The following is a 15872-nucleotide window of genomic DNA, read 5'->3' as shown; positions in this document are numbered from 1 at the left end:
TGGATGGGAAAGAAAAGTAGAGGAAAAGAGAGAGTCGCGACTAATCTCGTTGGGAAGGAAAAGATAAGTAGGGTAAAGGGAAGAATCGCGACTAATCTAGTTGTGAAGGAAAAGATAAGTAGGGTAAAAGAAAGAATCGCGACTAATCTGGATGAGAAAGAAAAGATAAGTAGGGTAAAAGAAAGAATCGCGACTAATCTCGTTGTGAAAGAAAAGATAAGTAGGGTAAAAGAAAGAATCACGACTAATCTCGTTGTGAAAGAAAAGATAAGTAGGGAAAAAGGAAGAATCGCGACTAATCTCGTTGTGAAAGAAAAGATAAGTAAGGTAAAAGGAAGAATCGCGACTAATCTAGTTATGAAAGAAAAGATAAGTAGGGAAAAAGGAAGAATCGCGACTAATCTGACAGTGAAGGAAAAGATAAGTAGGGAAAAAGGAAGAATCGCGACTAATCTCGTTGTGAAAGAAAAGATAAGTAGAGTAAAAGGAAGAATCGCGACTAATCTGGCAGTGAAAGAAAAGATAAGTAGGGAAAAAGGAAGAATCGCGCCTAATCTGGTTGAGAAAGAAAAGATAAGTAGGGCAAAGGGAAGAATCGCGATTAATCTCGTTGAGAAAGAAAAGATAAGTAGGGAAAAGAGTAGAATCGCGACTAATCTGGTTGAGAAAGAAAAGATAATTAGTGGAAAGGGTGAAATCGCGCCTAATCTGTTAGGAAAAGAAAAGATAAGTAGGGAAAAAGGAGAAATCGCGCCTAATCTGGTTGAGAAAGAAAAGATAAGTAGGGCAAAGGGAGAAATCGCGCCTAATCTCGTTGAGAAAGAAAAGATAAGCCGGGAAAAAAAGGTAAAGCCACGACTTTTCTTTCTTCGGTCATTAGTTTTGGCTTTGCCCCAAATCGTCAAAAAAGTGTTTAGTCTCTTGTTTAATCAAGGAATTTCATGACCTGAGGTACGGTTAAAAATAGCTATTTATGAGTTCGTAATAGGTTGCTCGGCCACTTCCGAATCTTTTAGAGTTTTTCTGTAAAATTCTATGAATAATGGCAGTGCTTACTTGCTTCCCAATCCAATCGTATATATCTAATGTTTTAATTTTCCTTTCAGGAAATAGGATTGAATAGTCTTTAATATTGTTTAAGATGATGTCATTTACGAATCCCGAATGGGAGCATTTCTTGCATAAAAAAGTTTTTTTACTCACTCGCTCCATCCTCCCACAACACTTATTACAAAACACACCCTTCGCTAATTCTTCATAATGATATTCTGGTTTAACAAGCATGTTTAGTTTGTTTTTGTGGTTGTTTAATAATGTCTCGATGATTTTAGTGTGAAGTAATGTTGGAGAGATAGTTTGTTTTTTTAATGAGTCAAGGTATGGAGGAATTTGTCCAGGAAAAATGATACTTTCATTTGGTTTTGCACCATATAAAATAAATTTGGGATTAACGAATATGAGGTGGTATTCAAAGGGAATGGGGAGCTGGTACCTCTTAAGAAACTGGTGAATGAGTGGTTCATTTCGTTTGATTTGGATGAGTGGACTTTTCATTTCTTTTTTTGAAGGACTAAGCCATTGGTCACCAACCAGTGTATAATTTCCACTGAAATTTTTAATTTCGAAAATAACTATTTTATTCTGCAGAATACAAAGAGCATCCAATTGAATAATGGATTGGTTAATCTCTAAATTGAGATCATAAAGAATGGGAATGTCATCTGGCAGTTCGCTTAAGAGGGTTGTCCAACGTATTTCACCATCTGCTCCTTTTTTCATTGCTTGTAGGTGATGAAGGTGGTCTGACGATAATTCCTTTCGAGCATGGAGTGCAAGAAGAAAACGGAGTTGTTGAGGAGGGTATAGAGGTTTCATAATGGGCAATCAAAATCATCCTTTCCTACTTTTTCTTATATTATAAAGGAGAAAGTTCGCCATGTTAACTATTACATTAGAGCATGTGAAAGATTCTTAAGTGTGTTACATAATTAAAGTTTTGTAACCAAATAGAGTTTGGACAAACTTTTGAGAAAATAAAGCGTATATCCCTTTTCTCTCGTTCATACCATGTACTACAGCCTAGTGCTGACGAGCAAGTTAGGGGGAGTAGGGAATGAATCGATTAGCACACCGTTTTTCAAAAATGGTTGAGAGATTTTTACCGGATGCCTTTGTCATTGCTGTTATTCTGATGTTACTCATGATGGGTCTTGCTTTAATCATGAATCCAAGTGAGCCATTGGTGATTGTGGAGTCTTTCGGTGATGGTTTTTGGACTTATTTAACCTTTACTATGCAAATGGTTTTATTATTAATGACGGGAATGGCATTAGCTAAAGTCCCTTTTATCCAACGTTTTCTCAGCCGTGTAGCATCATTAGCCAAAAGTGCAAATCAAGCTTATATTCTCACCTTTCTCGTATCCTCATTTGCCTATTATATTAACTGGGGATTGGCGGTCATTGTCGGTGCAATCATCGCCCGAGAGGTTGGTAAAAGAAATCAGCAGGCGCATTTTCCATTACTTGTAGCAGCTGCATATGCACCCACGGTATTGTACACAGCTGGTTTATCGAGTTCAATTGGATTATCAGTGGCAACAGAAGGTCATTTTCTTCAAAGTGTTATTGGTGTCATTCCAACTTCCGAGACAATATTTCATCCAGGTACAATGACGATTCTTATTGCCTTAGTGATAACGATGCCACTATTCATCATATTAATGGCACCAAAAAAAGACATTATTCCTTTTGTAGAAAAAGAAAAAAAGGTAACTTCTCGACAAAAGGAACAGAAAATAGATAGTCCGGCTATGAAGTTAGAGCGATCGAAGGTTTGGGGAACGGTAACAGGTTTGATTGGACTCATTTATTTACTAGTTTCATTTTGGAATGGTAGAGATTTAGATTTAAATATTATTAATCTTGCGTTTCTATCTTTAGGTTTATTATTTCATCAGTCGCTTACTCAATATGCAGAAGCGTTTAAGGATGCGGCCTCATCGATATCACCGATTATTTTGCAATTTCCGTTCTATGCTGGCATTATTGCGGTACTCGGTAGTTCAGGGATAGCCGAGTCTATTATCAATTGGATAACCAATGTGGCCACATCAGATACTTTTGGTGTTTTTACTTATTGGACTGCAGGCGCGGTGAACCTACTCGCCCCGTCTGGTGGGGGACAATGGGCATTACAAGGTCCATTACAAGTAGCGGCAGGAGCACAACTAGGAGTAAATCATGCCATCACTGCAATGGCTGTCGGTTGGGGAGATGGTTGGACGAATCTCATTCAACCCTTTTGGGCTCTACCTATATTAAGTGTTGTTGGTCTGCATATTCGCCATATAATGGGTTATTGTATTTTGTTGAGTGTGTGGGTCGGCGTGATCACTACTATTCTTATCTATTTTGTCTACTAGAGAATCCCCTATAAGAAAAGCCGACCGAAAATGGCCGGCTTTTCATTTATATACCCACTGTTACCTTCGGCTGAGCAACCCAATGCCCAGGCGTTACTTCCACAAGTTCAGCATTATCGAGTTGATATTCCTCACGTCGCTCTTCTTGTGCGGACAAAGTTTCGCGTTTTTTCTGCCGTTCAATCGCTGGGTCAGGGATTGGGATGGCGGCGAGTAGTGATTTTGTATATGGGTGCTGCGGGTTAGCATAGAGTTCTTCACTTTCTGCGAGTTCGACGATTTTTCCCCCGAACATAACGGCTACACGGTCACTAATATGTTTAACCATGGAGAGGTCGTGGGCAATAAATAGGTAGGTCAATCCAAGCTTTTGCTGTAAGTCTTCAAGTAATTTAACGATTTGCGCTTGGATGGATACGTCTAGTGCAGAGAGTGGCTCATCACAGACGATGAATTTTGGCTCGACGGCAAGTGCGCGGGCAATCCCAATTCGCTGTCTTTGTCCCCCAAAAAATTCATGGGGATAACGCATTGCATGTTCCTTCTCCAAACCCACCATTTCTAGTAATTCTTCTACGCGTTTCCGGCGTTCTTGCTTATTTTTTACGAGCTTATGAATATCTAGTGCTTGACCGATAATATCAATTACTTTAAAGCGCGGGTGTAATGAAGCATAAGGATCTTGAAAAATCATTTGCATATGTCTGCGCATCATCTTCATTTCCTTTGCTGTTAGTTGATTCACAGGAATACCCTGGTACAACACTTCACCAGCAGTTGGTTCATTTAATCTTAAAATCGCACGCCCGGTGGTGGACTTTCCTGAACCAGACTCCCCGACAAGACCAAGTGTTTCACCAGGTTTAATAAAGAAGCTAATATCATCAACAGCCTTCAACACTTGGCCTTTGCCTAAATCGAAGTGTTGTTTCAATGCTTTTACTTCGAGAAGGGGTTCTTTTGCATTGATATCTTCACTAATACGCGGTGCTGGTTTTGCTTTCTTTTTTTCATGAAGCTTTGGTAAAGCGTTGAGTAATCGTAATGTATAAGGGTGAGTGGCATGCTCAAAGATTTCTTCGGTTGTGCCTTTTTCAACGATTTCCCCGTCCTTCATTACGACAACACGGTCACACATGCCAGCAACAACGCCAAGGTCATGGGTGATTAAAATGATCGCAGTACCGAATTTTTCCTGCATATGCTTCATTAGGTTCAGTATTTGCGCTTGTATGGTTACATCAAGTGCTGTTGTTGGTTCGTCAGCGATGAGTAGCTTAGGACGACAAGCAAGAGCGATAGCAATCATTGCCCGTTGCCGCATCCCGCCAGAAAACTCATGTGGGTATTGGGCAAAACGAACTTCTGGCTTTGGAATCCCTACTAATCTTAAAAGCTCAATGGCTTCAGCCTTTGCTTGAGTTTTACCTAATCCTTTTGTATGTTTTAGCATTGTTTCAGTTAATTGTTGACCAATACGCATCGTTGGATTCAACGAGGTCATTGGATCTTGGAAGATCATGCTCATATCTTTCCCTCTGATCGCTTCCATTTCTTGATCACTTGCATTGACCAGATCTTTACCGAGAAACATAATCTCGCCGTCTTTTAAAAGGGAAGGAGGAGACGGGAGCAGTCTCATAATCGAGCGGGCAGTGACACTCTTGCCACTGCCTGATTCACCGACAATGCCTAATGTTTCTCCTTTATTGACAGTAAAGCTGACACCTTTGACAGCTTCAAATTCCTTCTCTCGAGACATAAAGGATACTTGTAAATTTTCTATTTTTAATAACGGTTCCACATTCTCCACCTACCAAACTTTGATGTTTACTCTCGAACAATATTGACAGTCATATTATAGATGTTGATTATAGGTTTACCAGTTTATGTGATTAGCTTCATTATTTACCTCATAAAGAGAAAAGATGACGCTTATCAGCGGTTATGGCGTGAGCTCCATCAAGCATGCACAGAAGCCGGTTTAAAGGAAAAATTAATTACGAAACATATAGAACAGCAAAGGCGAAAGCAAACGTTCTTTCAGCAAAAGATAGATGAGTTGAAAATGAAACAAGTGGCTGAAAAGAGAGCAGAGGATGAGTTTCTTCAGGTAGTAGAGGATAAAGTTCAGGAGGAATTAGCACAGCGAGGAGAAGATCAATTAACTTTTGCAAGTATCATGCGATCATTATTAGAACATCCAGTATTTGTTGTTCTAACGTTCATACCTGGATTATTGTTCTATACCCTCCTTTTCTTGTATATGAATCCGTATATAAAGTATATTTTTGAAAGGCTTGTTTCCACCCTATTTGTTATTGTTGGGGTCGCTTTTTTTGTGTTTACGATTTTGTATATTTCACCGTTTGATCCAGCTGCCAATATTTTGGGAGTAACGGCTACTAAGGAACAGATCGCGACATTTAACCAAATTTATGGGTTAGATCAACCGTATTGGGTTCAATTATGGCAAGCAATTCAAGGTATTTTCACATTTGATTTAGGTGCTTCTTTTGCCGGAAATGAAAATGTTGTGGATGCCATCGCTAGAAAAATTCCAATTACATTATTACTAACGTTTATTGCCTTAATTTTAGCGATTGTTATTGCCATTCCTATTGGAATCATTTCTGCTACAAGGTCTAATACCTTTTTAGATTATACCCTTATGTTCGTAGCTTTAATTGGGTTATCGATTCCGAATTTTTGGCAAGGTTTAATCTTTATTTTAACATTTTCGATTGAGTTACAGTGGCTGCCGGCTACTTTTACACCAGGTAATTTGCTTTCGATTATCATGCCAGCGGTTGTCCTGGGAACCGGTTTAATGGCTTCCATTGCTCGGATGACTCGCTCATCTACGCTAGAAGTCATCCATGAAGATTATATTATTACTGCAAGAGCAAAAGGTCTTAATGAACGCCGCATACTTTGGCGCCATGCTTTTGGAAATGCTTTGATACCAATTATTACTGTCATTGGTTTAATGTTTGGCGGTATGCTCGGTGGAGCTGCTGTTACAGAAAAAGTTTTTAATATTAGTGGAATTGGAAGTTATATTGTTGATAAACAATTTATCCCTGATATTCCCGCTATTATGGGCGGTGTTGTATATATTGCCATTACAATCTCATTAGTGAACTTATTGATTGATATTTTATATGCATTTATCGATCCAAGAATTCGTTCAAAAATGAAACAATATTAAAAGTAGGTGCAGCATGTCTACTCATAAAGATAGCTTGTTAAAAAAATTCGCCTTAAAGGCGACATCTGAATATGCGCAGGCCAACTTTGCCCTTGTTGTCTCTATTGCCTTAACGCTGATCTTTTTGCTTGCAGGTATTGATTTTTCAACAGGGGCAATCAAGCCAGTTTTCTTTTCATTATTTATTGCTTATGCCGTTTTCTCTATCATTCAATCTTTTATTGCTTATCAAGTGAAGCGGGATTTGAAAAGAGATGGCGTTATACGCTCGTCGACAAGAATGTGGGGTTATTTCCAACTATTAAGTGTATTGGTGGGTAATATTTTCACAACCGCTTTTGCATTTGGTCTTATTAAAAAGAAAAAAACCCCACAATACTTATTTACTATGTTTATGTTGATGACGCAATTCTACGTGATTGCGGTATCTTCATTAAACTTGTTTAAACCTTACGTAGCGAATACATTCCTCATGGGTATGTTTTTGTTACTGGCCATTTTCGTTTTTCAGTTGGTTGTACTCCTTTTAGTAAAAAAAGATAACGGACAATTATCGAAATGGAAGTTGTCTGTAGGAATCCTATTAATACTTACTTCTTTAACCGGTAATTTATTTGCCCTTGCCTTAGGTTTATTTATGCTATTAGAAGTGTTCAGCAAAACGCCATCTACTGTTGCTAAATGGTATGCGATGTGGGAGAAAATTGCGAGTAATATGACAGCGATGCTAGGATTATTTTTCATTCTGTTTATTTTCTCTTTATCGATTTGCAGTTATTGGACCTTCGATTATGGTATGGCGGTTGATAATAATTATGGTGCTACATTACAAATGCCAAGTCTTGCCTATCCTTTAGGTACAGATAATTTTGGTCGCGATGTGTTCTCGCGCATTGTCTTTGGGGCCAGGATCTCTCTGATTGTAGGGGTTTTATCGACCTTCATTCCGTTTGTGGTTGGTGGGATTCTAGGTGCTATTTCTGGTTATTATGGGAAACGCACGGATAATATTTTAATGCGATTATTAGATGTATTATATGCTATTCCAGGTATGTTACTTGCGATCGTCATCATCGCAGCTTTCGGGGCAAGCACAACGACACTAGTGATTGCCTTAAGTGTTGGTTCAATTCCAACGTATGCAAGAACGATGCGAGCAAATGTGCTGATGATTTCCAATATGGAATATGTTATGTCGGCTCGTGCGCTCGGAGCAAGTAATCTATCGATTATTTTTAAACAAATTGTCCCAAATAGTATGGCGCCAATGATTGTAAAGGCTACGTTAACAATCGGAGGAGCAGTAATTGCCACAAGTAGTTTAAGTTACTTAGGATTAGGAATTGAGCCGCATATACCGGAATGGGGTAATATCTTAAAAGTAGGTAGTGCTTATCTAGAATCACATTCCTACTTAGCTATTTATCCTGGTATTGCTATTATTGCACTTGTTTTATCGTTTAACTTTCTTGGGGACGGGTTGCGTGATGCACTTGACCCTAAGCTTGATTAATAAATAAAAGACTTTCAGGGGGGAAAGCAGATGAAAAAGGCGGTACTATCATTCTTGTTAATATTTACATTGATTCTAACAGGATGTGTGAATACAAAATCTGATGTTGAGAATGAAGGTTCAGGTAGTGGTGATGGCTCTAAGCCATCAATAGAGATTCTTGGCATGAGCAGTAGTGAAGAGGACATGAACATTGTTCGTGACCAATTAACGAAGAATGGTTTTGATGTAAAATTAAACATCCAACCTGACTATGGTAGCTTTAAAGCACAACAAGATGCAGGAAACTATGATGTTGCTTTATCAAGTTGGACGACTGTAACAGGAAATCCAGATTACGCTGTGCGTTCATTGTTTATTAGCGGTGGAGATTACAGCATTATGGCTGATAAAGAGATTGATGAGTTGATAGATAAAGCAAGTACTGAAACACCAGAAGAATACGCAAAAACATATAAGGAATTCGAGGAAAAACTTGTATTTGATAAAGCTTATATTGCACCATTATATAGCTCTTACAAAACACAAGCATTGAATAAAGATGTGTTAGTACCAGATTCTGTTCGCCTTTCTAAATCGCGCTCTTTAGCATGGGAAACGATTGATTTCCAAGATGAAGCGAAGAGAGAATCAGATCCACTCGTATTATCGCAAACACTTTCAACACTGACTTCCCTTGACCCAATTAAAGGGAACGATGGTTCTATTAATATGTTGAATTCGAATATGTATATTCGCCTTGTAAACTTAACAGATGATGATGTTGTGACGGCTGATGGTTCCCTATCTCGTAATTTTAGTATTGCAGATGGCAATTCTGAGTATTATTTCTTATTAAGAGATGACGTTAATTTTGCCAAAGTTACTGATAAAAAAGCAGAAGAAACAGATGACCTTGTTGGTGCAGAGGATGTTGTCTTCTCACTAGAACGTGCGAAGGATAAAAATTCTGTACCAGATCACCGCACATATAGCTTACATGAGCATATTGAGACAGCTGAAGTTGTGACAGATGTTTCAGAATTAGAGAAAGTACAAACTTCAGGTGGCGAGGGTACGGTTAAAGCAGCACTTGAAGAAGGATTAGATACAGAGATTGCCGAGTTAGTTGCTGAAGATGATGCAGCAGATAACGCAGCAGGTAAATACCAAGTGGTGAAAGTAACAACTACAGAACCATTCCCACAAGTATTAAACTACCTTGCGCACCAATCTGCAGGTATTGTATCAAAAGAACAAGTCGAATCAATCAACACGTATAAAGTGGAAGACTTTGATGTAAACAAGGACATCGCTTATGGTGACCAAAACACAGTAACTGAAGGCGATAGCTATGACAATACGTTATATGCTAGTGGCCCATACATCTTATCTCATAAAAATGATTATGAAGCTGTATTCTACAAAAACCCAGGTTATATGACGGATACTGAAAATGAACCAAATATTAATCAAGTAAATGTTCGTTTAATTGCCGATATTGATAGCTCACTTTCTGCCTTACGTAACGGAGAAACACATATTCAATACAGCGTACCAGAAAATAAATATGAGACGGTAGAAGGCGATAGCAAACTACAATTACAAAGCATTCCAAGTAATGCTGTATCATACCTTCTATTTAATACAGAAGGTCGTGCCGTTTCTGAAAGTGCCGATCTAAGAAGAGCCGTACTTTACTCTATCAACCAAGAGGAAATCATCGACTACTACCAAGGTAATAAAATCAAAGCCTCATCTACAGTAAGTCCACTAGTAGATACTGGCAATGAACTAAAAGCTGATGCTGATAAAGTGAAGGAATTCTTAGGTAAGTATCAAGCTGAATAAAGGATAGAAATGAAAGATACCCCTCACAGGAATTTGTGGGGGGTTTTTGTATGGAGCTATCGTTCTAGTTGAGTGATGGGGTCAGTAAAAGGAGGAGAACAATTTTCAGTGTGGCATTTCGCACTATCAAGAGTCATCATTGCTTTCGATATAAAATGCTGATTGGTTACGTGATAATAAAGTGATTTAATATTGAAGCAACAAATTCATATTCCAACGTTCACAAATGCATGAACCCCTGAGGCAACTAATTATTTTGCCGTTTGTCCACTTCAATCGCAATGAACTCCGGCAAATAGCTGGGAGTACAACCTTTTGCTACTTTTTCATCTTTGTAAAGACCCGTTTTCTCACCAAGATTCATACAACGTGTACGATTCTTTTCATCATAAACGCCTATCCAGCCTGCGGTGAAATTCATAGCCCATTGAACTTCCGGTTCCTCCTGCATAATATTAGCTTCTAATCTAGATAGCAAGTCTGCGGTGTTATCAGGCGGTGTTTGTCCAGTCCATCTCAATCGCCCTTGATAATACCAGAAAGCTCGCCTTTGAAGAGCAGAAGGACTATTTTCCCATGACTCCATCAATGCAATTTTCTTCTTGTCTTTGGTGAGTTGATTAGCCATTAACCAATCCATTAAGTTATTTCGCTCATCCAAAGTGTGAGTCTGCATATCCTTATCAAGCTTATTTAGCACATCTTGAGAAAGAAGTTTTTTGTCCATAATTAAGATTGCTAATAGTCTAGGCAAAAACTCTTCAGTTGACCAAAGTTCCATAGCTAGTTCGTGATCTTTTTTAATATCCTTCGCGATTTTTCGTAAGTCGCCTAGCTTCGTTTTACTATTGATCTGAAGTAGAATATGTTCTGCTTTTGAAGATCGCTTTATTTCTGTATCTTTGTTTTTATCCATTTTATCCAACTCCTTTTTAAAAGCACTGTTTCACAATATGTCCGTGATGGTCTATATAATTTTAATCCGTGGGTGTGCCCCCAAAGTTCCTCGTATTTATAGTGTAGCATATATCGAATTAAAGCTTTCTCTACATATAATAGAAGAAAAACCATCTCTAATATAATACAAACATTCAATTCCTTTTAATTGGCTACGAAAAGAGCATCTCTTTTTAAAGAAATGCCTCGTTTGTTTAAGAACATCTATTCACAAAATAATTTATTAAGTAAACTCACTTTTATTTAGTTTGCCGCCATACTCATTCCCCTGACATAGAGAAGGCGTCCCTTTTATGAGTGTAAAGGAATTTTGAAATAAACTAATTGTATAAAATAATATTTTTTCACATCCTTAGAGGACCTTATTCAACAGTAATAGTGGGTCATAACAGAAACAATAGCTAATTAAATAAAAATGGTTTACGGCTAAGAATGTACCCTATAGGTAAAAGTCTACCTATAGGGTACTTTTTTTGAAGTTATGGTCTCGTCGTTGGAGAAGAAGAACAGTACTTCTAACTTGGAAAACCAACATTGTCTATCAAAAAGTGGAGATGAGAGCAGTTCACAAGTAATCTCCGAATCCGAGAAAGAAACAAGAACCGCAAGCGGGATACTCAGAGTTATCCACATCCAAAACTATTTGTTACTATCACTAACCAAATTCATTGCATTGATTTCATAAACAATCTTTTCGCATTTCCCCATTGCCCACAAGTAGTGCTTGGATGTATTCGCAGCAAAATAGCTATATAGATTGCTTGTTTTTGTCCATTTGTAATGCTTTTTGGTTATGATTTCTTCAGTGGTATGGGTCCTGATAATGTTCATGATTCGCTCATGGCTTAATTTACATTTCATGATTGCTTGGTTGAGTTTCATATCTTGGTAGTTTTCCCAAATTTGTTGATTAAGCGGTTGAATATCTCGCCACTTATACCCGGGTGCCGGCATGGATGGTGTATCTCCGGCCATGCCTTCTCTATACCAGCGTTCCAACATCGCATGCCATTCATATAGGTGCATAAGAATATCACGAAAATTTTTATCCCGATCATCTGTCTCGATGGAAAGGCTTCTTTTTCTTACAGGAACAGATTCAATTAGTTTCATTAATGAGTGGAAATGTTGTTCACTCTCCAGTAAGAGGCGTTCCTTTGTATCATCCATTTCGGCCATATCCCTCCATTTTCAAATCTATTGTTGCACTCCGTAAATAATAATGCTTAAAAAAACACTAATAAATAAAGTAATCAGCCAGTCTCTTTTTCTTGTCATTTTCAACAGAATATTAAGCACAGCACTAATGAGAAATAGAATAAGAAAAATGATAAAAACGTATATTAATTCCATAGTATACCCCTATAAGCGATATTTTGTATGAAAACAATCATATGTATGAACATCACAATGGCGCAAAATAAAGCGATCCCTTTATGACCTTGTTGAAATAGAGTAATAGTCATAATAAGTAACATCAACCCTAATAGCAGTAACGACAATGGCTGAAATGTGAAATCTTCCGTTATGAAAATATATGTGATGGTAATTAAAGCGAGAATAGATAAGATCATTTGTAGGATTTTAAGCACACTTTCTCTCCATTCTTAAATTCTTATTGAGGCAGAATAAAATATTCTTCTACTACAAAAATAATAACAAATATTTCCTTGTTTTACATGGGGATATTCTTAAATTTGGAAAAAAACCGTGTATGTTCATTCGTATAAAGACAACAAATACCTTGTAATACGATGTACATCGCATTACAATATAGTTAGCGACTTTCCAAATAAAGGAGAAACAGAATGGATAAAGAAATCATGAAGGGTAGTATTGATATTTTATTGCTTTCATTATTATCTAAAAAAGATATGTACGGATATGAGATGGTGAAGAGCTTAAAGGAAAACAGTCATGAGTTGTATAACATGAGTGAAGGGACATTGTATCCGGCTTTAAAGAGGTTGGAGAAGAATGGCTGGATTGAAGCGTATTGGGAAGATTCACAGTTTGGTGGTCGAAGGAAGTATTATCAATTAACAAACGGTGGAAAAACAGAATTAAGTAGGAAACTAGGCGAGTGGCAAAAAGTGAATGATTTGATTAACGTAACAACGGAGGGGCTCAAGTGGACAAAGAGGTTGAATCCTATATCAAACAAATTGTAAATACAATTGATTGTGACCATGTTGAAAAACAAGAGATCATTGATGAAATGACAGACCATATTTTACTACTGAAACAAGAACATAGGCAAAATGGCAAGAGTGAAAAAGAGGCCGTACAGCTGGCTCTAGCTGATTTTGGCAATCAGAAAAGCATTGCACATGGTTATAATCAATCTATCTCCCCATTCTATCAGCTCTATAAGGTGAGTAGCTGGTTGCTGTTTTCATTGTTTGCACTAGTCGTCTTATGGCAGTTAATTATTGGTCGGCTCTTGGAGAGAATAATGAATTATGCTAATGGTTATACAGGTAATTTTTATTTTTTATCAAGAGAAGAACAAATGAGCTTTTTTAACTTTAATTTATCTGAATGGGGCATGAATGTAAATATTATCCCTTTTAAAACGACAATCACCTATCTTTTAGGTGCTGATCGCTTTAATTTGGATATTATTATCACTAACACAATTGGAAATATCCTTATTTTTCTGCCATTAGGAATATTACTTCCGGTGCTTTTTAAACATTGTCGACTTTTTTCAGTCGTAACCATCACTGCCATTACTGCGAGTTTTTCTATTGAGCTTCTACAGTTTTTCTTGCAGATTGGGCAGTTTGATATTGATGATATTATCCTCAATACGATGGGTGCAATGGTAGGTTACTTGATGTATAAAACGATCTTTAAGGTGAATTTGTTCATAAAGGAAGCTCATTTAAAATTGAATAAAGGATAAAAGAAGAGTTGGTTCGAGTTTTCGAACTAACTCTTTTTAGGTATTTATTCTCAAAAATTACATTTTTCATAAATAAACGTTTCTAAACGAATTTACAAAGTGTATAATTACACTAAATTAAACAAAATGAGGTATAAGATGATTGTGATCATTTGTTTACTCCTTGGCTCGGTATTTGCCATTTTTGGTCAAGATTTTGCTTATTACCTTCATGCTATCTTGCCTAATGTTTATCCAATCACTTTTTTAACCATTGTAACGATAAGCAGTTATTTATTTTATATGCTAGCGATTGCGATAACATTTTACAGAGTAATTAAACATAGAATGAAGGTAAAATACTTGGAAACCCTTGTAGTGGTAGTTATGATAAGCTTCATCATGTCAAGCTGGTCAACTTTTGTATTAGCCATGTGGTGGGGTTGAGAAAGGTGGAGGTTATATTGTCGAGTGATGAAGAGTTGATGGTAGAGAAGGCGAAAAAGACTAGTAATAAAGTGAAAGAAGAAAGAAAAGAAGGGGAACCATCAGCAGCTTTTAAAGGTGCTTCATGGGCAGCCCTATTAGTAGGTGTGACTGCTTATATCATCGGTCTATTTAATGCTGCGATGGAACTCAATGAGAAGGGCTATTATTTTGCTGTTCTAATATTTGGATTGTATGCCGCTGTTTCTTTACAAAAGGCGGTAAGAGACAAGGAAGATGGTATTTCTGTGACGGGTATTTATTACGGGATCAGTTGGTTCGCTTTAATTGTCGCCGTTTCATTAATGGCCATTGGGTTATATAACGCTGGTAGTATTATTCTAAGTGAAAAGGGATTTTATGCGATGGCTTTTGTCCTTAGCTTATTTGCAAGTGTCGCAGTGCAAAAGAATATTCGTGATACGCAAGCTGCGAGGGAACGAGAATAATAGAGGAGAAAGGGAAAATGCAGTAAATATAGCTATCTATTGCTTTTCCCTAAAGTGTGAAACAAAAGGGGTGTAGGAATGCCATCAGAAGATAGAAAGAAGCAGGAGGAGAATCCTCCCACAGTTACGCTAAATGATAGCATTAATAAAAGTCAGAGTCCGTCACCTGATGTAAGTGGGCTGGGCTGGAACGATTTACTCTTACTCGTAATTATTGTTATTGGGGGTTTTTTCTTTTATCAGTGGTTCTTTTGATACTGGGAAAAGTAGCTCTCGATAGAAACCTTTATTATCCCTGTGTTAACAAATAGCGTCTAATCGGTGGTGGGCATATCAATAAACAAACAATATTCGAACAGTTAATGGAAAAAAGGGAAAATCTATATCATCCCATGCCATTTGAAGACTTAACAAAGATCGATAATGATTTTGGTGATTCGTATCCATTAGAGGATTTATCTGTAGATTTACATACATACTGGATGAATATAGCAGGTAGTCTAAGTTACGTTGCCAATAACCGCCAAGATCAGCTTTCACAAAGGCAAGTATCATTATTGACATCCAACTTTTTTGAGCAGTTCCCTACATATGAGTTTTTAAAAGGGGTAATGAGAGATTATCCTCATTTTTTAGATGAATATATGCTGTATGATGAGGTACGTGTGTTACTGTTAACGTATTTGGTGGAATAGAAGTTAATGAATATGGTAACAAATTTTTATTAGCTGAAGTTTCAGTTTATGCTATTAGTTGTTTCTTATATATTAATAAAATATTTGTGGAAAATAAAGAGTGGCTATATGAAAAGGTGTCTTATATACTAATTAAGCAATAAAATTTTCATTTAGTTGGGAGTAGAAGCCATGGGGTTTGGGGATATGTTTTCATTGGTTAATGGAATCATAATATTGACATTTGTTCTTATCATTCCTACCTTACTTATCATTGTATTTGTAGCAACGAGTAAGGTCATAAAAAGGTATTTAAAAAACGGAAAATTGATAGAGGAAAAATTAAGAATGGAGCTTGATGAAAGGCAGAAACTAGAGCATCGTGTAACGGAGCTAGAAAATCAATTGAAGATGAAGCAAAAATAAAGTAAACCGTTATTT

Annotated in this window: 18 protein-coding genes; 12 read left to right on the top strand and 6 right to left on the bottom strand. The window is 37.2% G+C overall.

Going from position 1 to position 15872, the window contains the following annotated elements; translation table 11 throughout:
* The first annotated feature begins 3 nt into the window (after nt 1-3).
* Nucleotides 4-945, top strand: a complete 942-nt coding sequence (locus tag MKX83_RS21780; RefSeq protein ID WP_341057939.1) for a hypothetical protein — start codon at nt 4-6, stop codon at nt 943-945.
* A gap of 12 nt (nt 946-957) precedes the next feature.
* Here the strand turns inward: MKX83_RS21780 and MKX83_RS21775 are convergent, their stop codons facing one another.
* Complete coding sequence (locus MKX83_RS21775; protein ID WP_341058656.1) at nt 958-1875, bottom strand: nuclease-related domain-containing protein; 918 nt, start codon at nt 1873-1875, stop codon at nt 958-960.
* Nucleotides 1876-2113: 238 nt separating this feature from the next.
* Between MKX83_RS21775 and MKX83_RS21770 the strand changes: the two genes are divergently transcribed.
* Nucleotides 2114-3424 carry a short-chain fatty acid transporter gene (locus MKX83_RS21770; protein WP_328198231.1) on the top strand — a complete coding sequence of 437 codons (1311 nt, stop codon included), beginning with the start codon at nt 2114-2116 and terminating at the stop codon, nt 3422-3424.
* A gap of 46 nt (nt 3425-3470) precedes the next feature.
* On the opposite strand, the gene MKX83_RS21765 is transcribed toward MKX83_RS21770, so the two are convergent.
* Entirely contained in the window at nt 3471-5228 is a 1758-nt protein-coding gene (locus MKX83_RS21765; protein WP_341057934.1) for an ABC transporter ATP-binding protein, read from the bottom strand.
* Between the two features lie 60 nt (nt 5229-5288).
* Here MKX83_RS21765 and MKX83_RS21760 point away from each other — a divergent pair, with 60 nt between their 5' ends.
* From MKX83_RS21760 to MKX83_RS21750, 3 genes are read left to right on the top strand one after another with little or no spacing between them, the layout of a single operon-like run.
* Nucleotides 5289-6635, top strand: a complete 1347-nt coding sequence (locus MKX83_RS21760) for an ABC transporter permease subunit (RefSeq protein WP_445293171.1) — start codon at nt 5289-5291, stop codon at nt 6633-6635.
* Nucleotides 6636-6648: 13 nt separating this feature from the next.
* Nucleotides 6649-8148 carry an ABC transporter permease gene (locus tag MKX83_RS21755; protein ID WP_341057929.1) on the top strand — a complete coding sequence of 500 codons (1500 nt, stop codon included), beginning with the start codon at nt 6649-6651 and terminating at the stop codon, nt 8146-8148.
* Between the two features lie 30 nt (nt 8149-8178).
* A complete protein-coding gene (locus MKX83_RS21750; RefSeq protein ID WP_341057925.1) occupies nt 8179-9978 on the top strand; it encodes an ABC transporter substrate-binding protein in 1800 nt (599 codons plus the stop codon).
* Nucleotides 9979-10225: 247 nt separating this feature from the next.
* Here MKX83_RS21750 and MKX83_RS21745 read toward each other — a convergent pair whose 3' ends face one another.
* The 4 genes from MKX83_RS21745 to MKX83_RS21730 form a co-directional block, all read right to left on the bottom strand.
* Nucleotides 10226-10894 (bottom strand): DNA alkylation repair protein, encoded by a 669-nt coding sequence (locus tag MKX83_RS21745; protein WP_224937279.1) that lies wholly within the window; start codon nt 10892-10894, stop codon nt 10226-10228.
* A gap of 680 nt (nt 10895-11574) precedes the next feature.
* Nucleotides 11575-12105, bottom strand: coding sequence for a ClbS/DfsB family four-helix bundle protein (locus tag MKX83_RS21740; RefSeq protein ID WP_341057921.1), 531 nt, complete (start codon nt 12103-12105; stop codon nt 11575-11577).
* Between the two features lie 27 nt (nt 12106-12132).
* Nucleotides 12133-12288, bottom strand: coding sequence for a hypothetical protein (locus MKX83_RS21735; protein ID WP_180316918.1), 156 nt, complete (start codon nt 12286-12288; stop codon nt 12133-12135).
* Nucleotides 12279-12527, bottom strand: coding sequence for a hypothetical protein (locus MKX83_RS21730; protein ID WP_341057919.1), 249 nt, complete (start codon nt 12525-12527; stop codon nt 12279-12281). The genes MKX83_RS21735 and MKX83_RS21730 overlap by 10 nt, the downstream gene beginning before the upstream one ends.
* Before the next feature lie 216 nt (nt 12528-12743).
* On the opposite strand from MKX83_RS21730, the gene MKX83_RS21725 reads away from it, so the two are divergent.
* The 7 genes from MKX83_RS21725 to MKX83_RS21695 all read left to right on the top strand — a co-directional run bounded on the left by MKX83_RS21725 (nt 12744) and on the right by MKX83_RS21695 (nt 15857).
* On the top strand, nt 12744-13106 hold the full coding sequence (locus tag MKX83_RS21725) for a PadR family transcriptional regulator (RefSeq protein ID WP_224937277.1): 363 nt from the start codon (nt 12744-12746) through the stop codon (nt 13104-13106).
* Nucleotides 13067-13843: a VanZ family protein gene (locus MKX83_RS21720; RefSeq protein WP_224937276.1), complete on the top strand. Its 777-nt coding sequence runs from the start codon at nt 13067-13069 to the stop codon at nt 13841-13843. Before MKX83_RS21725 ends, MKX83_RS21720 begins: the two co-directional genes overlap by 40 nt.
* Before the next feature lie 138 nt (nt 13844-13981).
* Entirely contained in the window at nt 13982-14269 is a 288-nt protein-coding gene (locus tag MKX83_RS21715; RefSeq protein ID WP_251162229.1) for a hypothetical protein, read from the top strand.
* Between the two features lie 38 nt (nt 14270-14307).
* A complete protein-coding gene (gene yiaA, locus MKX83_RS21710; RefSeq protein WP_373370931.1) occupies nt 14308-14757 on the top strand; it encodes an inner membrane protein YiaA in 450 nt (149 codons plus the stop codon).
* Nucleotides 14758-14835: 78 nt separating this feature from the next.
* Nucleotides 14836-15012, top strand: a complete 177-nt coding sequence (locus MKX83_RS21705) for a DUF6366 family protein (RefSeq protein WP_289434754.1) — start codon at nt 14836-14838, stop codon at nt 15010-15012.
* A gap of 107 nt (nt 15013-15119) precedes the next feature.
* Nucleotides 15120-15452 carry a YxiJ family protein gene (locus MKX83_RS21700; RefSeq protein ID WP_341057911.1) on the top strand — a complete coding sequence of 111 codons (333 nt, stop codon included), beginning with the start codon at nt 15120-15122 and terminating at the stop codon, nt 15450-15452.
* 171 nt (nt 15453-15623) lie between these two features.
* Nucleotides 15624-15857 (top strand): hypothetical protein, encoded by a 234-nt coding sequence (locus MKX83_RS21695; protein WP_289434753.1) that lies wholly within the window; start codon nt 15624-15626, stop codon nt 15855-15857.
* The last annotated feature ends 15 nt before the right edge of the window (nt 15858-15872 follow it).

It is taken from the genome of Cytobacillus sp. FSL M8-0252 (assembly GCF_038007345.1).
Taxonomy (GTDB): Bacteria; Bacillota; Bacilli; order Bacillales; family Cytobacillaceae; genus Cytobacillus; species Cytobacillus kochii.
Note: the sequence above shows the minus strand (reverse complement) of the source record. Positions and strands in the feature narration are given on the sequence as shown.